The sequence below is a fragment of the Pseudomonas sp. S5D5 genome, assembly GCF_003013355.1.
Lineage (GTDB): Bacteria > Pseudomonadota > Gammaproteobacteria > Pseudomonadales > Pseudomonadaceae > Aquipseudomonas > Aquipseudomonas aylmerensis.
Map to the genome: position 1 here is coordinate 3,737,947 of NZ_PTEO01000001.1, position 14,580 is coordinate 3,752,526.

Below are 14,580 nucleotides of genomic sequence, written 5' to 3' on the forward strand. Positions count from 1 at the left end.
CGCCATGACCTTACTGCTCAGCCGCCGGGACTTTCTCGGCTACAGCGCAACCGTCGGCGGCGGCCTGCTGCTGGCGGGCTGCGGCCCCAGCGACACACCCGGCGCGGTCGCCGGCAACGACCAGCCACGCTACGGCGGACGCCTGCGCCTGGGGATTCTCGACGGCAACCAGAGTGGCAACCTCGACGCGCACAAGCCGATTGGCAGCGGCATCGTCCGCGGCTTCGCGCTGTACAGCAAGCTATGGGAATGGGACGAGCAGATGCAGCCGCGCCTGGCGCTGGCCGAGTTCGCCGAGCCGAATGCCGACGCCAGCGCCTGGACCCTGCGCCTGCGTCCGGGCCTGGAGTTCCACAACGGCAAGACCATCGATGCCGATGACCTGATCTTCTCGATCCGGCGCCTGACCGATCCGCAACTCGCCTCGCCGTATGCAGCGCTGTTGCACTGGGTGGACCGCGACAACCTGGTCAAGCTCGACAACCGCACCGTGCGCCTGGGCTTTCGTGACGGACGCAGCTACATGCCGCTGGCGGAAACCTGGGTCAATTTTGGCGGCATCGTTCCCGTGGACTATCACCCGGTCACCAACCCGGTGGGCGCCGGCCCCTACAAACTGAAAAGCTTTACCCCCGGCCAGCGCTCGCTGTTCACCCGTTTCGACAACTACTACAAGGACGGCAAGCCCTACGCCGACGAACTGGAAATCATCGACTTCAAGGACCAGGTCTCACGCCTCGCGGCCCTGCGCGCCGGGCAGATCGACATGGCCAACGTGATGCCTACCGAGCAACTGCCGATCCTGCAAAAGGACCCACGCCTGCAGGTGATCAAGTCGGTGACCGGCAACTGGCTGTCCTTCGACATGAACCTGGACAAACCGCCGTTCAACGACCCGCGCGTGCGCGAGGCGTTTCGCCTGATGGCCGACCGTGAGGAACTGGTGCGCCGTGCGCTCAACGGCCAGGGCCGCGTGGCCAACGATTTGTATGCGCCCAGCGACCCGACCTTCAACCACGACCTCGGCCCGCGCGCCCACGACCCGCAACGCGCGGCGCAATTGCTCAAGGACGCCGGCCAGGAAAACCTCGAGGTGGAGCTGATCACCACCCCGGGCCCCGGCTTGAGTTCGGCGCTGGTGCTGGCCGAACAAGCCAAGCGCATCGGCGTGACGCTCAAGGTCAAGCAGGTGGACCTGGCAACGTTCCAGGGCCCGCTGAAAAACGACTGGACCCTGAGCACCGGCGGCAGCATCGGCGCCCCGTTCCTGGCCAGTGCGATTCACACGGATGCGCCGTTCGCGGTGTCGAACAAGACCCACTTCAACGACCCGCAGTTCAGCGAACTGTTCCTCGCCGCCATGGCCCAACCCGACCTGGAAAAACGCAAGGCCCTGGTGCATCAGGTGCAGCAAATCCAGTACGAGCGCGGCGGCATGTTGATCTGGGGCTACGCCGACCTGCTCGACAGCGTGTCCACCCGCGTTGGTGGTGCGCAATCGGAAGAGTCACTGTTCAGCACCTGGCGCTTCGAGAAGCTCTGGCTCAAAGACACCGCCTGAATCACTGACACCGCCTATCCCTGCAGGCGCCGGCTTGCCGGCGATGACGTCCGTCAGGCCGAGGCCAGGCGGGAAGCCCTCATCGCCGGCAAGCCGGGCGCCTGCAAGGGCACACCGCATTGATCCAATTTTCGACAGGAGGCATTTCTGCCATGCACGCTATCGCCTTGCGTTTACCCCTGCTGCTGGCCGCAAGCCTGCCGCTGCAGGTCTTTGCCGCTGATACTCAACTGCAGACCGTGACGGTGCAGGCCAGTAGCAGCGAGTCGGATGACGACGCCCTGCCCACTCGCCCACCGACCTCGGTGTACGGCGGCATCGAAGCCAGTGTGCTCGACACCCCGCGCTCGGTGGTGCAGGTGAATGCCGAGCAATTGGCCAACGGCTCGATCCACAGTGCCGACGACCTGGTCAAATACGCGCCCGGGATTACTCGCGGCGGCGGCCAGAACGCCGGGATCGCCCCGCAGTTCCGGGCCCAGGGCTCGGAAATCTTCCAGGATGGCCAGCGCGCCTATGGCGTGCGTCACCCGGCAAACTTCAACGCCTATGAAAGCGCGGATATCGTCGCCGGCCCGTCCTCGGTCACCTACGGGTCGGTGTCCGGCAGCGGCGGCTATGTCAACTACCTGAGCAAGAAGCCCAACTTCACCGAGTTCAAGACCAAGCTCAGCGGCGAGCTGGGTTCGTGGGTTCCGGACGGCACCTCGCGCAGCGCCAACAAGTTCAGCATCGACAACACCGGCCCGCTGAGTGACAACCTGGCGTACCGCGTGAGCATCACCAAGCAGCGCCAGCAGGATTTCTACGACAACGTCGACAACAACTTCGACGCATTCTACGGCGCGCTGGCCTGGCGCAACGACAACGTGCGCGTGGACTGGAACGCCAGCTACGACAACTACTACGACTACAACATCACCCACGGCTGGAACCGCGCGACCCAGGACCTGGTGGATCACGGCAAGTACTACGCCGGCCGGGCCACGCCGATTTTCCAGAACGGCAACACCCTGTGGTCACCCGTGCTGGCTTCCGGCGCCGCCGACGCACCGACCATTGGCTGGGTGCAGCGCCAGCGCAATGCCCAGGGCCAATACAGCGTGGTCGACGGCAGCTTCCAGACCGCCTCGCCCAACACACAGGCCAGCCCCGGCAGCCTGCGCGGCTGGGTGTATGACCCGACGCTGGCCGGCAATGGCGAGCAGTCGCTGTCGTCCCAGGTCGGGCAACGCAAGGAAGACGAAAGCAGCTCGCGGCGCTTTACCACGCAATTGCGTATCGAGGCTGACCTGTCGCCGACCATCACTGTGGCCAACAGCACGTTCTACCAGCGCTCCAGGGACATCACCGATGCCGTCGGCGCGTTCCAGGTGCAATCCAAAGACAATATTTTCGACAACCGTTTCGAATTCCGCTCGCGTAACGAAGCCCAACTCGGCGGCTGGACCCTGCGCGACGAGAGCAATACCGGCCTGATCTACCGCCGCGAATTCAACCAGTCGATTGCCGCCAACAACAGCTTCGGCTCGACCATCAACGCTTATGACTTGACGCAAAATCCCTCGGGCAAGAACCCCGGCGACCTGCTCGGCCTCGACGCCAGCAACCCGGCCGGCGGCAACGGCGCGTGGATCGGCCAGCCCGGCGTGCCGCAGTACTCCAACTATTACGGCTGGCTCAACCTGGCGGCGATGTACCCGGCCGGGCACGGGCTGTATGCGGAATCCGTGGCGCCCTACACCGCTGAAAGCACCTGGTCCACCCAGACCCTGTTCAGCCAGCACAACCTCAAGTTCGGCGATTACTTGGGCCTGAACATCGGCGCCAGCCGCAGCTGGATCGACGCCGAGATCGACAACCCGTTCGTGCTCGCAGGCGGTAACAAGCGCAAGGACAGCGACAACTATCGGCTCTTCGCCTTCCAGGTCAGCCCGTATGTGAAACCGACCGAGAACACCACGCTGTACTACACCTTTGATCGCTCGCTGGCGGTCAACACCGGGTTCTTCTCCAACGGCCTGGGCTGGGGCAGCGGCACCGGTGCCAACCAGCTCAACCCACTGGCGTTCCAGAGCCTGAGCGTGCTGCATGAAGTCGGGATGAAGGTCGAGGCGCTGCCCAACCAGCTGTTCATGACCCTGGCCGCGTTCAAGCAGGCGCGTGACCAGTCTCCCGACAGCAATAACAACATCGCGCGCCTGCAGATCAAGGGCGTGGAAGCCACCGTGCGCTATCAACCCGATGACCATCTGCGCAGCGGCCTGAACCTGTCCAAGCTGAGTGCCTACAACGAGTTCACCTCTCAGGCCGGCTTCGCCTCCGCCGGGTTCATTGCCGACAACGGCACGGTGTTTGGCGATAACAACAGCCTCAACCAGCGGCCATCCGGGCGCTACGACGCGGTGCAGATTCCCGAGTACACCGCCAGTGGCTACGTGGACTATCGCTTCGATTCGGGCTTCGGTGCCGAACTCTCCGGCTGGTGGACCAGCAGCTGGTACCTGAACCTGAGCAAGACGGTAAAGATCCCCGACGAATACAACCTCGACCTCGCCCTGTACTACCGCCAGCCGCAGTGGAGCACCACGTTGCGCGTATTGAACCTGACCAACGAGCTGAACTTCGTCAGCGGCCTGGCCGGTTCCACCAACACCTTTTTACAACCCATGCCTGGCCGCACCTTGCTGGCCCAGGTCGACTATCAATTCTGATCCACCACCGGAGCCTTCCATGTCCATTGAATTTGTCGGCATGATTTTCCCGCGCCAATGGTCCGAAACCCGTGGCGTTCGCAGCCCGGATTTCGACCTCGACTTCATCCGCCACCATGCCCGCGCCCACGAGCACGCGGGCTTTGACCGCGTGCTGATCGCCAGCGGTCCCGGCAGCGCCGACAGCCTGCAGATCGCCGCCTATGCGGCGGCCCACACCGAGCGCCTGGGTTTCATGATCGCCCACCGCCCAGGCCTCACCGCGCCGACGGTCGCCGCACGCGCCTTTGCCACGCTGGATCACACCACCGGCGGCGGACGCATCCGCCTGCACGCGATTACCGGCATCACCGCCGAGCCGCAGGAAGGCGACTTCCTGCTGGACAAGACCGAGCGCTACAAACGCACCGATGAATACCTGGAGATCGTGCGGCGAACCTGGACCGCCGAGGAGCCGTTCGATTTCGAGGGCCAATACTTCAACATCAAGGGCGCGTTTTCACCGGTCAAGCCGCTGCAGCAGCCACACATCCCGATTTCGTTCGGCGGGTCTTCGGACATCGCCTATCAGATCGCGGTCAAGCATGCGGATTTGTATGCGCTGTGGGGCGAGCCGTTGAGTGGCGTGGCAGAGCAGATTGCCAAGCTCAAGGCCGCTGCATCGGCGGCCGGGGTTGCCGCGCCGCGGGTGAGTCTGTCGGTGCGCTTGATCCTTGGGGCCACGGAGGAACTGGCCTGGCAACGCGCCGAGCAGATCCTGCAGCAGATCAAGGCGAACCCGCAGTTTGCGGCCGGCAGCCCGTGGCAGAAACGCATCAAGGGCACCGGCTCGGAACGCCTGCTGGCCGCCGCCGCCCTGGGCGACCGCCACGACCGCGCGCTGTGGATGCCCACCGCCACGGCCGTCGGCGCCTACGGCGACACCACCGCACTGGTCGGCACCCCGGAAACCGTGGCCCAGGCGTTGCTGGATTATGTCGACTTGGGCGTGACGACCTTCCTCAACCGAGGCTACGACCCGCTGTATGACACCGTGGATTACGGGCGGTGGATCATTCCGGCGGTGCGGGAGGAAGCGCAGCGCAGGAAAGGATTGAACTAGGACCCTCGGGGGAGCTGTATGTGGTTGAAATTTCAGCCACGACACCGCCCAACTGTGGGAGCTGGCTTGCCTGCGAAAGCGGTGTGTCAGGCACCTGATGCATCTACTGACACACCGCCTTCGCGGCCTCGCTGGGGCTCGACGGCTCCCACAGGGAGAGGGCTGTGTGGCTGGGATTGGAGCCACCACGGGTTTCGCTCTGTGGCTGGGATTTGAGCAAGCACCGGGGTTCGCTATGGGGTTGGAATTTTCAGCCACGACACCACCCAACTGTGGGAGCTGGCTTGCCTGCGAAAGCGGTGTATCAGGCACCTGATGCATCAACTGACATACCGCCTTCGCGGCCTCGCTAAAGCTCGACGGCTCCCACAGGGAGGTGTGCTGTGTGGCTAGGATTGGAGCCACCACAGGATCCGCTATGTGGCTGGGATTGGAGCCACCACGGGTTTCGCTCTGTGGCTGGGATTGGCGCCACCACGGGTTTCGCTCTGTGGCTGGGATTTGAGCAAGTGCCGGATTTCGCTATGGGGTTGAAATTTCAGCCACGACACCGCCCAACTGTGGGAGCTGGCTTGCCTGCGAAAGCGGTGTGTCAGGCACCTGATGCATCAACTGACACACCGCCTTCGCGGCCTCGCTGGGGCTCGACGGCTCCCACAGGGAGGTGTGCTGTGTGTGGGGGGGATTCAGCACTGATCCAGCGCCCCAGGCGTGGATCGAAGTCGGGTCACCCCAGCGTCGGCGAATGCTCCAGTAACGTGCGGGTATACGCCGCCTGCGGCTGGTCCAGGACGCTGTCGACTGCGCCCTGCTCCACCACTCTGCCGACTTTCAAGACCAGCACCCGGTCGGCAATTGCGCGGACTACGCCCAGGTCGTGGGTCACGAACAGCAACGTCAAGCCTTCGCGCTGCAACTGGCGCAGCAGGTCGAGGATCGAGGCTTGCACCGATACGTCCAGCGCCGAGGTGATTTCGTCGCAGATCAGCAGCCGTGGTTCGCACAACAGGGCTCGGGCGATGGCCACGCGCTGGCGTTCGCCGCCCGACAGGCTGTGAGGGTACAGGTCGGCCACCGACGCCGACAGCGACACGCGCTGGAGCACCGCCTCGACCCGCTGGCGCGCCGCCGCGCCTTTGATCGCGAAGAAGTGCTCCAGCGGCGCGCTCAAGGTCTGGTACACGGTTTGCCGTGGGTTCAGCGCGCGGTACGGGTTCTGGAAAATGTATTGGATCTGGTGGCGCAAGCCCGCGCCCCGCTGGCGCGCCTGCAGCGGCAAAGGCCGGCCGGCGTAGCTCAACTGCCCTTCGGCATTCTCGCCAAGCCCGGCGACGGCCCGCGCCAGGCTGGTCTTGCCCGAACCGGACTCACCCACCAGCGCCAGGCATTCACCCGGCTGCACCTGCAACGTGATGTCGAACAACACCTGCCGGTCATAGGCGACGTTCAAGCCGCTGATTGCCAACAACGGCGCCTGCGTCTGCGTCGTGAGCGCCGCAATCGGGGTCAACTCACGCACCTGCAACGGCTGGTCATGCGCATTCAGGCACGCCACCGCGTGCCCGGCGGGCAGCGCCTGGAGCGGCGGCTCAGCCACCGCGCAGGCTGGAGTAAACCGGTCACAACGTGGCCCGAAGCTGCACCCCTGCGGCCGTTGCCCCGGCGCCGGGGCCTGCCCGGCGATGGCTTGCAGTTCGCGCCGACCGGCCACATCCGGGATTGCCGCCAGCAAGCCACGGGTATACGGGTGCGATGGCCGCCGAAACAGCACCTCGCGCGTGGCCGTCTCGACGATGCGCCCGGCGTACATCACCATCACCCGGTCCACCAGGTCCTTGATCACCGCCAAGTCATGGGACACATACACCGCCGCCACCCCCTGGCTTTTGCACAAGCGGCGCAAGGTCGCGAGGATATGCGCCTGGGTGCTGACATCCAGCGCGGTGGTCGGCTCATCCAGCACGATCAGGCGCGGGCGCAGCACAAAGGCCAGCGCCAGCATCACGCGCTGCTGCTGGCCACCGGACAATTGATGAGGAAAGCGTCGCAGAAACTCGGGATCGTCCGGCAGGCCGACATCGCGCAGGGTCTCGCTGATGCGTTGCTGCTGGGCAGCGCGGTCCAGTTGCAGCGGATGCACCGCCAACGTCTCGCGCAACAGGTTGCCAATGCGCAGGGCCGGGTTCAGCGCCGTGGCCGGGTCCTGGGCGACGTAACCGATCAGGCTGCCACGCGCCCGGCGCAAGGCCTCGCCCTCCAGGCTCAACAACGCCTGGCCGTCGACCTGCACCTGGCCCGCGACGATGCGCGCACCGCGTCGGGCGTGGGCGAGCAAAGCGGTGGCGAGGGTGGTCTTGCCCGACCCCGACTCCCCCACCAGCCCGAGGATTTCGCCCGCGTTCAGGCTGAACGAAATGCCCGACACCACATCCACCTGCGCCGACAATTCCACCCGCAGGTCGTGCACCTGCAACACCGCCGTGTCTATTTCGGTGATCGCATTCATGCCTGTTTCTCTCCCATCCGTGCGCTGCGCCGGCCGATGCCTTCGGCGAGGATATTGGTACCGTAGGCAAACACCCCGATCAGTACCGCCGGGGCCAACACCGCCCAGGGCTGTACCAGCAGGCCTGCCTGGTTTTCATTGATCATCAGGCCCCAGTCCGCCGTGGGCGGCGCGACCCCATAGCCGAGAAAACTCAAGCCCGAGAGCATGCCCACGCCCCAGGTCAGCATGTTGCCGAAGTGCACCAGCAGCGGCGTGAGGATGTTCGGCAGGATCTCCTTGAACAGAATGCGCCGCCGCGAATACCCCATCATCTGCGCCGCCTCGACAAACTCCTGCCCCGCCACCGCCACCGCACTGGCCCGCGCCAGGCGGATGACGCCGGGAATGAACGCGATGGACACAGTCAAGACAATCAGCCACGGCGCGCGACCCAGCATCGACACGATCAGCAGCACCAGGATCAGGTCGGGAAACGCCAGGGATACATCCGCAGACCACGTGATCAGCTGGTCCAGACGTCGCCGCGAGAGCCCGGCCAACAACCCCAGCGTACTGCCCACCGCCAGCGCGATACTCGCCGCCGCCACCGACATCCACAGCACCGACAGACCGCCGCTGAGCAGGCGCGACAGCACGTCGTGCCCAAGGAAGTCATAGCCCAGCCATGCGCTGCCCATCGGCGCGCCGTACACCGGGCCGACCATGTCGGTGGTGCCATGGGGTGCCAGCCACGGGCCCAGCACGGCAATCGCGATCACCAGCGCGGTGATCAGTGCACCTTTGCGAATTTGCGGCTCGTTCATGCCTCACCTCGGGAGCGGCGCCACCACGGGGTGATGCCCCGGCGGTTGCGTTGAATCATCCTCACGCGCCGCGCCGTGCGCAGCTTGGGCGTGAGCAATACGGTCAGCAGGTCGGCCAGCAGGTTGATCAGCACCACCGCCAGGGTGATCACCAGCACAATCGCCTGGATCATCGGCAGGTCGCGCATCTGGATGGCCGCGTTGAGTGCGGTGCCGATGCCGGGGTAACTGAAGATCACTTCGGCCAGCACCGCCCCACCGATCAGCGTGCGCAAGGTCAGCGCCACGCCCTGGATCGCCGGCACCAGCGCGTTGGGCAACGTGTGGCACCACACGATGCGGCTGTAGGGAATGCCGCGCAGCCGCGCCGCGATCACGTAATCGGACTCCAGCGCCTCGATCATCGCCGCACGCACCATGCGTGTGAGATAGGGCAACGCGGTCAGGCTCAGGGCCACGACGGGCAGGATCAGGAACTTGAGCTGGCGCAGCAGCGACTGGTCCGGGTCGAGAATCGACACCGCCGGCAGAAAGTCCATGTGCGGCATGGAAAACAGCAGCACCAGGCCAATCGCCAAGAGGAAACCCGGCGTGGCCTTGAGAAAGATCAGCAACGACAGGCTCCAGCGATCCAGGCGGCTGTCGCGGCGCAACGCCAGCGCCACGCCCAACGCGAGCGCCGCCGGCACCACCAGTGCGATCACCCCGGCCAGCAGCGCCAGGGTATAGCCGAAACGGCCCCACAGGAGGTGGCTGACCGGCGCGTTGGAATCCAGCGACACGCCAAGATCACCACTCAAGGCCGCGCCCAGCCAGCGCAGGTATTGCCACAGGATCGGCTGGTCGAGGCCCAGTTGGTGCTGCAGGGTGAGGATACTTTCCAGCGGCGCATCCGGGCCGAGGATCACCCGCGCCGGGTCCGATGGCAGCGCCTGGGTGGCGATAAACACCACCAGGCTGATCACCCAGGCGGTCAGCAAACCGTAGCCCAGGCGCCCGACGAACCACGACAGCCAGGCCGGCGTACGCGGGGTTTTGCAGTGCGACTCAGACATGGTTCAACCACAACTCGTCAAAACGCCAGGAGGCGAAGGTGGTCTGCTCGGGGTTCAGGCCGCCGACCTTCACGGACGCCGCGTCGAGCACATCACTGAAGCCCCAGATCAGCAGGCCGCCACGTTCGTGCTGGATCTGCTGGGCTTCATGCACCAGGCCGGTACGCAATGCCAGATCGGGCTGGGCCAGGGCCTGGCGGTACAAGCTGTCGAACTGTGGGTCATGGAAATTGCTGCGGTTGTAGATCGCCAGCGGCGCGTCGTTGTGCAGGGCCGAGGCCAGAAAACCGCGCGCCGGGGTCGAGCCCGGCGATACCTGCCATTGCTCGCGCTGCGGGCCATTGAACACCGCGCCGTCAACCTGGGTGACACGCACCTCCACACCGGCCTTTTTCGCTTGCTGGGCGAACACCAGCGCAGCATTCACTCCAGGGCCTGGCGTGGTGGTCAGCTCGACGCGCAGGTCAGTCTGCCCGGCTTGGCGCAACAGCGAGCGCGCCTGCTCCAGGTCATAAGGGCGCTGGGCAATTGCATGGTTGTAGGTGGGGTCATGGGGCGAATACAGGTCGTTGGCGATGCGCCCGAAGCCATTGAGACCACGGTCCACCAACTCCTGGCGGTCGGCGAGCAGACGAAACGCCTGGCGCACGCGCACATCGTCGAACGGCGGCTTGGCCAGGTTCAGGTTGAAACCGGTGAATGACGTCGTCGGTGAGACGCACAGCGACAGGCGCGAATCGGCCTTGAGCAACGCGCTGTGCTCGGCCTGCACGCCGCTGGCCACGTCGATCTGCCCGGCGCGCAATGCGGCCACGCGCGAGACCTGGTCCTTGAACTCGATGATTTCCAGCTCGTCGGCATACGGCTGGCCGGGTTTGTAGTAGTTCTCGAACCGCGTGTACAGCGAGCGCTGGCCGGGCACGAAGCGCTTGAGCTTGTAAGGGCCGGCGCCCACCGGGTTGGTGATCGGGTCATAGTCGGTCGGCACGATGCCGCCAAAGCTGATCAGGGTTTCATCCAGTGGGAAGAAGCTCTGGCCCTGCTTGAAACGAATTTCGATGGTGCGCTCATCCAGCTTGCGCAGCGCGTTGCGATCGATCGCCCCGACCAACCCGGCAAACGGTGAAGCCAGTTTGGGGTCGGTCAGGCGCAACAGCGAAAACAGCATGTCGTCGGCACCAATGGTCTTGCCATGGTGAAACTCCAGGCCGGGCTTGATGCGGATGGTCCAGGCGCTGGCGTCGGCGTTCGGCTCGGCAAACTCGGCCAGGGCCAGGCGCGTGCTGACATCGGTGTTCCATTCCCAGAACTTGCTGTACAGCGCCCAGCCACGGATGATCCCGCCGCCCACCGGTTTATGCGCATCCAGGTTGCCCGACTGGTCGCCGTCGATAATGCCGATGCGCAGGCGCCCGCCACTCACCGGCTTACCCGTCAGGACCGCCGCGCCCTGGCTCGCCGCACCGCTGTCACAGCCCCCCAGCAGCAGGCCGCCGCCGACCACCAGGCTGTTGCCGAGAAACACCCGGCGGGAAAATCCGTCACTCATCACTCAAGCCTCTTCGCGCTGTACAGCCTTGTGGGTGACGCCCAGGCGCGGCACTTCAAAGCCGTGGTCCAGGTCCAGCAACGGGAACAGCAAATCGGCAACCCGATGGGCTTCGTCGATCAACGGGAAGCCCGAGAGGATGAATGCCGAGGTGCCTTGCGCCTCGTATTCGCGGATGCGCTCGGCGACCTGCTCGGCACTGCCCACCAGATACGTGCCGGCAGCCGGGCCGAGGATGTTGAAGCCGAACAGGCTGGGGCCGAGCCACACGTTGGGGTAGATTTCCAGCTCACGCGCAGTGGGCAGGCGCCCGGCACGCACCGTCTCGACATTGCGCTGGGTTTGCGGGTCGTCGCTGTGAAAATCCTCCAGGCTCACCCCCGGCGGCAACTGGCGCTCAAGCGCATTGCGTGCGGTCTGCAACGAGGTGCGCTGCAGCAGTTTTTCCGCGTGGGCCCAGGCTTCTTCCTCGGTCTCGCGCACGATGATTTGCAGGCGCGTGCCAAAGGTCAGTTCGCGTCCGATCTTCGCCGCCTCGGCGGCGACCTTGCGGAACTTGTCGCCGAGTTTCGGCGGGGTGTTGGCGAAGCTCAGGTACACATCGAGCAGTTGCACCGAATGCTCGACCCCCGGCCCCGACGTGCCGGCGCCCCACAACGGGATACCCGGCTTCTGGTACGGCGGGTGCCAACCGCCCAGTGGATGGCTGGCGGCGCCCGGCGCACGCGGGGCGAGCTTGACGTACTCACCGTCATAGCCACGCGTATCACCGGCGTAGAAGCCCTGGAACGCGCGCCAGTATTCAAGGCTGAAGGCGTAACGCTCGTCATGCGCGTAATGCACGCCCAACGTGGCCAGGCCGGCGTCATTGCCGTTGACCACGTTGAACAGCAGGCGGCCATTGGAGAACTGGTCGAAGGTCAAGGCCCATTTGGCCAACACCGCCGGCGACAGCTCGCCCGGGTGTTGCGCCACGAGGAAACGCAGGCGCTCGGTGGCGTCGATCAACGACGCGGCCACTGCCAGGCTTTCATTCGGGCTGGAGCCCAGCAGCGAGCCGTAATAGCCGAGGCGATCACTGGCGACCGCCAATTGCTTGAGGTGTTGGAAGTCGGTTTTCCAGCGCCCTTCAGGCTCCCACGGATAAGGCCCATCGGGCGTGGTGAGGTACCAGAGAATCTTTACAGCCATGACAGACATCCTTGAATGGAACCGCCCCTTGCAGGCGCCGGCTTGCGTCGCCTGCAGGGGTCGTGGTGGTTTCAATCACCGTGATGAGGGTATGTTCAGTTTTTGCGGTCGATGGCCGGGACCAGGCCCAGTGCGGTGGCGTGTTCGAACAGGCCGCTCATTTTCCACTGCTGGGTCAACACGCCCGGCCCGTAGGGACGCGATCCACCCAGGGCGTCGGCGAGCAATTGCAGCTGGGCGCCCTCCTCCAGCAACAGGATGAATTCGGCGGTAGCCCGCAGCCCTTGCTTGCCCCACACGGTGGAGCCGCCGTTGGCCTCGAGGATGGCCAGGTTGAACGGGTTTTCAGCGATCTTGTCGAGGATGAAGTCGACTTCCTGCTGGCGACGGTCGATGTACACCGGCAGCTCCCGCGCCAGCTGGTAGCGCTGCACCGGCACGTAGTGGAATGGCAAGGTGCGGTGGGTCTGTGCCCAGGCGCCGAGGTACGGCGAATGCACGTGGGACACGGTGGTCACGTCCGGGTGCTGCTGGAACAGCTTGGTGTAGCGGCCCAGGCCACCTTTGCCTTTGCCGAGAATCACGTTGCCGGCAAAGTCGGTGACCGTGGCTTGCAGCGGCTTGCGGTAGTTCCACGGGCCGCCGTAGTTCACCGACACCAGCAGTTCCTGGCCGGGTACACGCTCGATGAAACCGACGGTGCCGTTGGCGGTGATGGTGTTGGTTTCACGGAATACGGTGAAAGCCTCTTCGGCGTCCAGCAGCACCTTGTCGACAAAGGCCTGCAGTGCTTGATCGAGGGGTTGAGCGTGAGCAATGGCAGTCATGGGGCATTCTCCAGGTTCAGGCGCGGCGCTTGGCCAACAGTTCATGGGCAGCTTGCAGGGGGCGCGGATCGACCCAGTCGGCGATCGAGAAATCGCGCTCCAGGAAGCCGTGCAGGTACAGGAAATCTTTTTGGACGCCGAGGAAATCCAGGCGCTGGGCCGACAAATCCGGGGCCAGGGTGGTGTGGAAATCACCGCGATAAGCCTCGGCCACACCGGCACTGCCGGCGCGGGTTTCTTCTTCGAGAATCGCGTTCAGGCCATCGCGGTTGTTCGCCGCCCAATCCGCCGCACTGAGGGTCTGCGCCAGGAAGCGCACCACCAGGTCAAAGTGGTTGTCGAGCAGGCTCTGGTGCACGGTGATTGGCCGTGGCGTGCCGTTGTTGATGCGATAGCGCGGCTCGGCGATCAGGTCCAGGTCGATCCCCACCACCAGCCCCAGGCGCCGTGCGGCGTCGGCCGCCGAAGCGCCCTTGACGTACACCGCATCCACCTCGCCACGCACCAGGTAATCCAGGCCCGACCACAGGCGTTGCAAGCCTTGCTGCGGGTCCGGCGCCTGCTCCTGGTCCTGCAAGGCCACTTCCACCAGTTCGACATCGTCAAAGCCGAGGCCGGCCAGGCTCAATGCGCCCTTGTAGCCGTGCAGGCTCATGGCGCGTGCAATGCTGCCAGGGCGGCTGTCGCCCCAGGCCGGCAGGGCCAGGCGCTTGCCTTTGAGATGCTCGGGGCGGCTGATGCCGGAGTCCGGGCGAACCAGGATGGTCTGCCATTCCTCGATCCAGGTCAGGCCGATCAGGCGGCTCGGTGCGCCGGCTGCGCGAGCCGCCAGGGCCGGCACGTTACCGCCTTCGCGAAACAGCCCAGGCAGGTCGTGATCGTAATGGTGACGGCCCAGTTGGCGAGCCTCCTGCAACGTCGACACCGGCAAACCATCCGGCGCGAACTCTTCGGTCAACCACCCCAGCTTGTAGGCGATGCCGGAGGCGGTCGGCACCGGGCAGCGGGTAAACCAGATCTGCTCAAGCTCAGGCGTGGGCAGGACAGCGGAAAGGGTCATGGGCAGCTCCATTGAATTGGGCAAGTCAGTGGAGGAGGTATTGCAGAGGCCGTGCCAATCGACGCGGGCCAGGGTTTACAGGGCTGTCGCGACGAACCCGGCCACGCGACTGCTGACCTGCCAACAGCACTGCTGCTGCGCCAGCAGTCGCTTGCGAGCACTGCTGCCCCAGCAGCAGCCCCATCCTCGCAGCCCCCACACGGTGGGAC

Annotated in this window: 10 protein-coding genes; 3 read left to right on the forward strand and 7 right to left on the reverse strand. The window is 65.1% G+C overall.

Annotated elements, in window-relative coordinates; all coding sequences use genetic code 11:
* Positions 1–4: 4 nt before the first annotated feature.
* The 3 genes from C9990_RS17145 (at position 5) to C9990_RS17155 (ending at position 5,377) form a co-directional block, all read left to right on the forward strand.
* Positions 5–1,561, forward strand: coding sequence for an ABC transporter substrate-binding protein (locus C9990_RS17145; protein WP_065901257.1), 1,557 nt, complete (start codon positions 5–7; stop codon positions 1,559–1,561).
* A gap of 152 nt (positions 1,562–1,713) precedes the next feature.
* Positions 1,714–4,275 carry a TonB-dependent receptor plug domain-containing protein gene (locus tag C9990_RS17150; RefSeq protein ID WP_106804061.1) on the forward strand — a complete coding sequence of 854 codons (2,562 nt, stop codon included), beginning with the start codon at positions 1,714–1,716 and terminating at the stop codon, positions 4,273–4,275.
* Between the two features lie 19 nt (positions 4,276–4,294).
* Positions 4,295–5,377: an LLM class flavin-dependent oxidoreductase gene (locus C9990_RS17155; RefSeq protein ID WP_065901239.1), complete on the forward strand. Its 1,083-nt coding sequence runs from the start codon at positions 4,295–4,297 to the stop codon at positions 5,375–5,377.
* Between the two features lie 727 nt (positions 5,378–6,104).
* Here the strand turns inward: C9990_RS17155 and C9990_RS17160 are convergent.
* The 7 genes from C9990_RS17160 to C9990_RS17190 form a co-directional block, all read right to left on the reverse strand.
* A complete protein-coding gene (locus C9990_RS17160; RefSeq protein ID WP_106804062.1) occupies positions 6,105–7,883 on the reverse strand; it encodes an ABC transporter ATP-binding protein in 1,779 nt (592 codons plus the stop codon).
* Complete coding sequence (locus tag C9990_RS17165; protein ID WP_065901234.1) at positions 7,880–8,689, reverse strand: ABC transporter permease; 810 nt, start codon at positions 8,687–8,689, stop codon at positions 7,880–7,882. The genes C9990_RS17160 and C9990_RS17165 overlap by 4 nt, the downstream gene beginning before the upstream one ends.
* Complete coding sequence (locus C9990_RS17170; RefSeq protein WP_106804063.1) at positions 8,686–9,744, reverse strand: ABC transporter permease; 1,059 nt, start codon at positions 9,742–9,744, stop codon at positions 8,686–8,688. Before C9990_RS17170 ends, C9990_RS17165 begins: the two co-directional genes overlap by 4 nt.
* Positions 9,737–11,293, reverse strand: coding sequence for an ABC transporter substrate-binding protein (locus tag C9990_RS17175; RefSeq protein ID WP_106804064.1), 1,557 nt, complete (start codon positions 11,291–11,293; stop codon positions 9,737–9,739). The genes C9990_RS17170 and C9990_RS17175 overlap by 8 nt, the downstream gene beginning before the upstream one ends.
* Before the next feature lie 3 nt (positions 11,294–11,296).
* Entirely contained in the window at positions 11,297–12,484 is a 1,188-nt protein-coding gene (locus C9990_RS17180; RefSeq protein ID WP_106804065.1) for an LLM class flavin-dependent oxidoreductase, read from the reverse strand.
* A 95-nt stretch (positions 12,485–12,579) separates the two neighbouring features.
* Positions 12,580–13,311 (reverse strand): class II aldolase/adducin family protein, encoded by a 732-nt coding sequence (locus C9990_RS17185; RefSeq protein WP_106804066.1) that lies wholly within the window; start codon positions 13,309–13,311, stop codon positions 12,580–12,582.
* Positions 13,312–13,327: 16 nt separating this feature from the next.
* Positions 13,328–14,371 carry an ABC transporter substrate-binding protein gene (locus tag C9990_RS17190; protein ID WP_106804067.1) on the reverse strand — a complete coding sequence of 348 codons (1,044 nt, stop codon included), beginning with the start codon at positions 14,369–14,371 and terminating at the stop codon, positions 13,328–13,330.
* Positions 14,372–14,580: the final 209 nt, after the last annotated feature.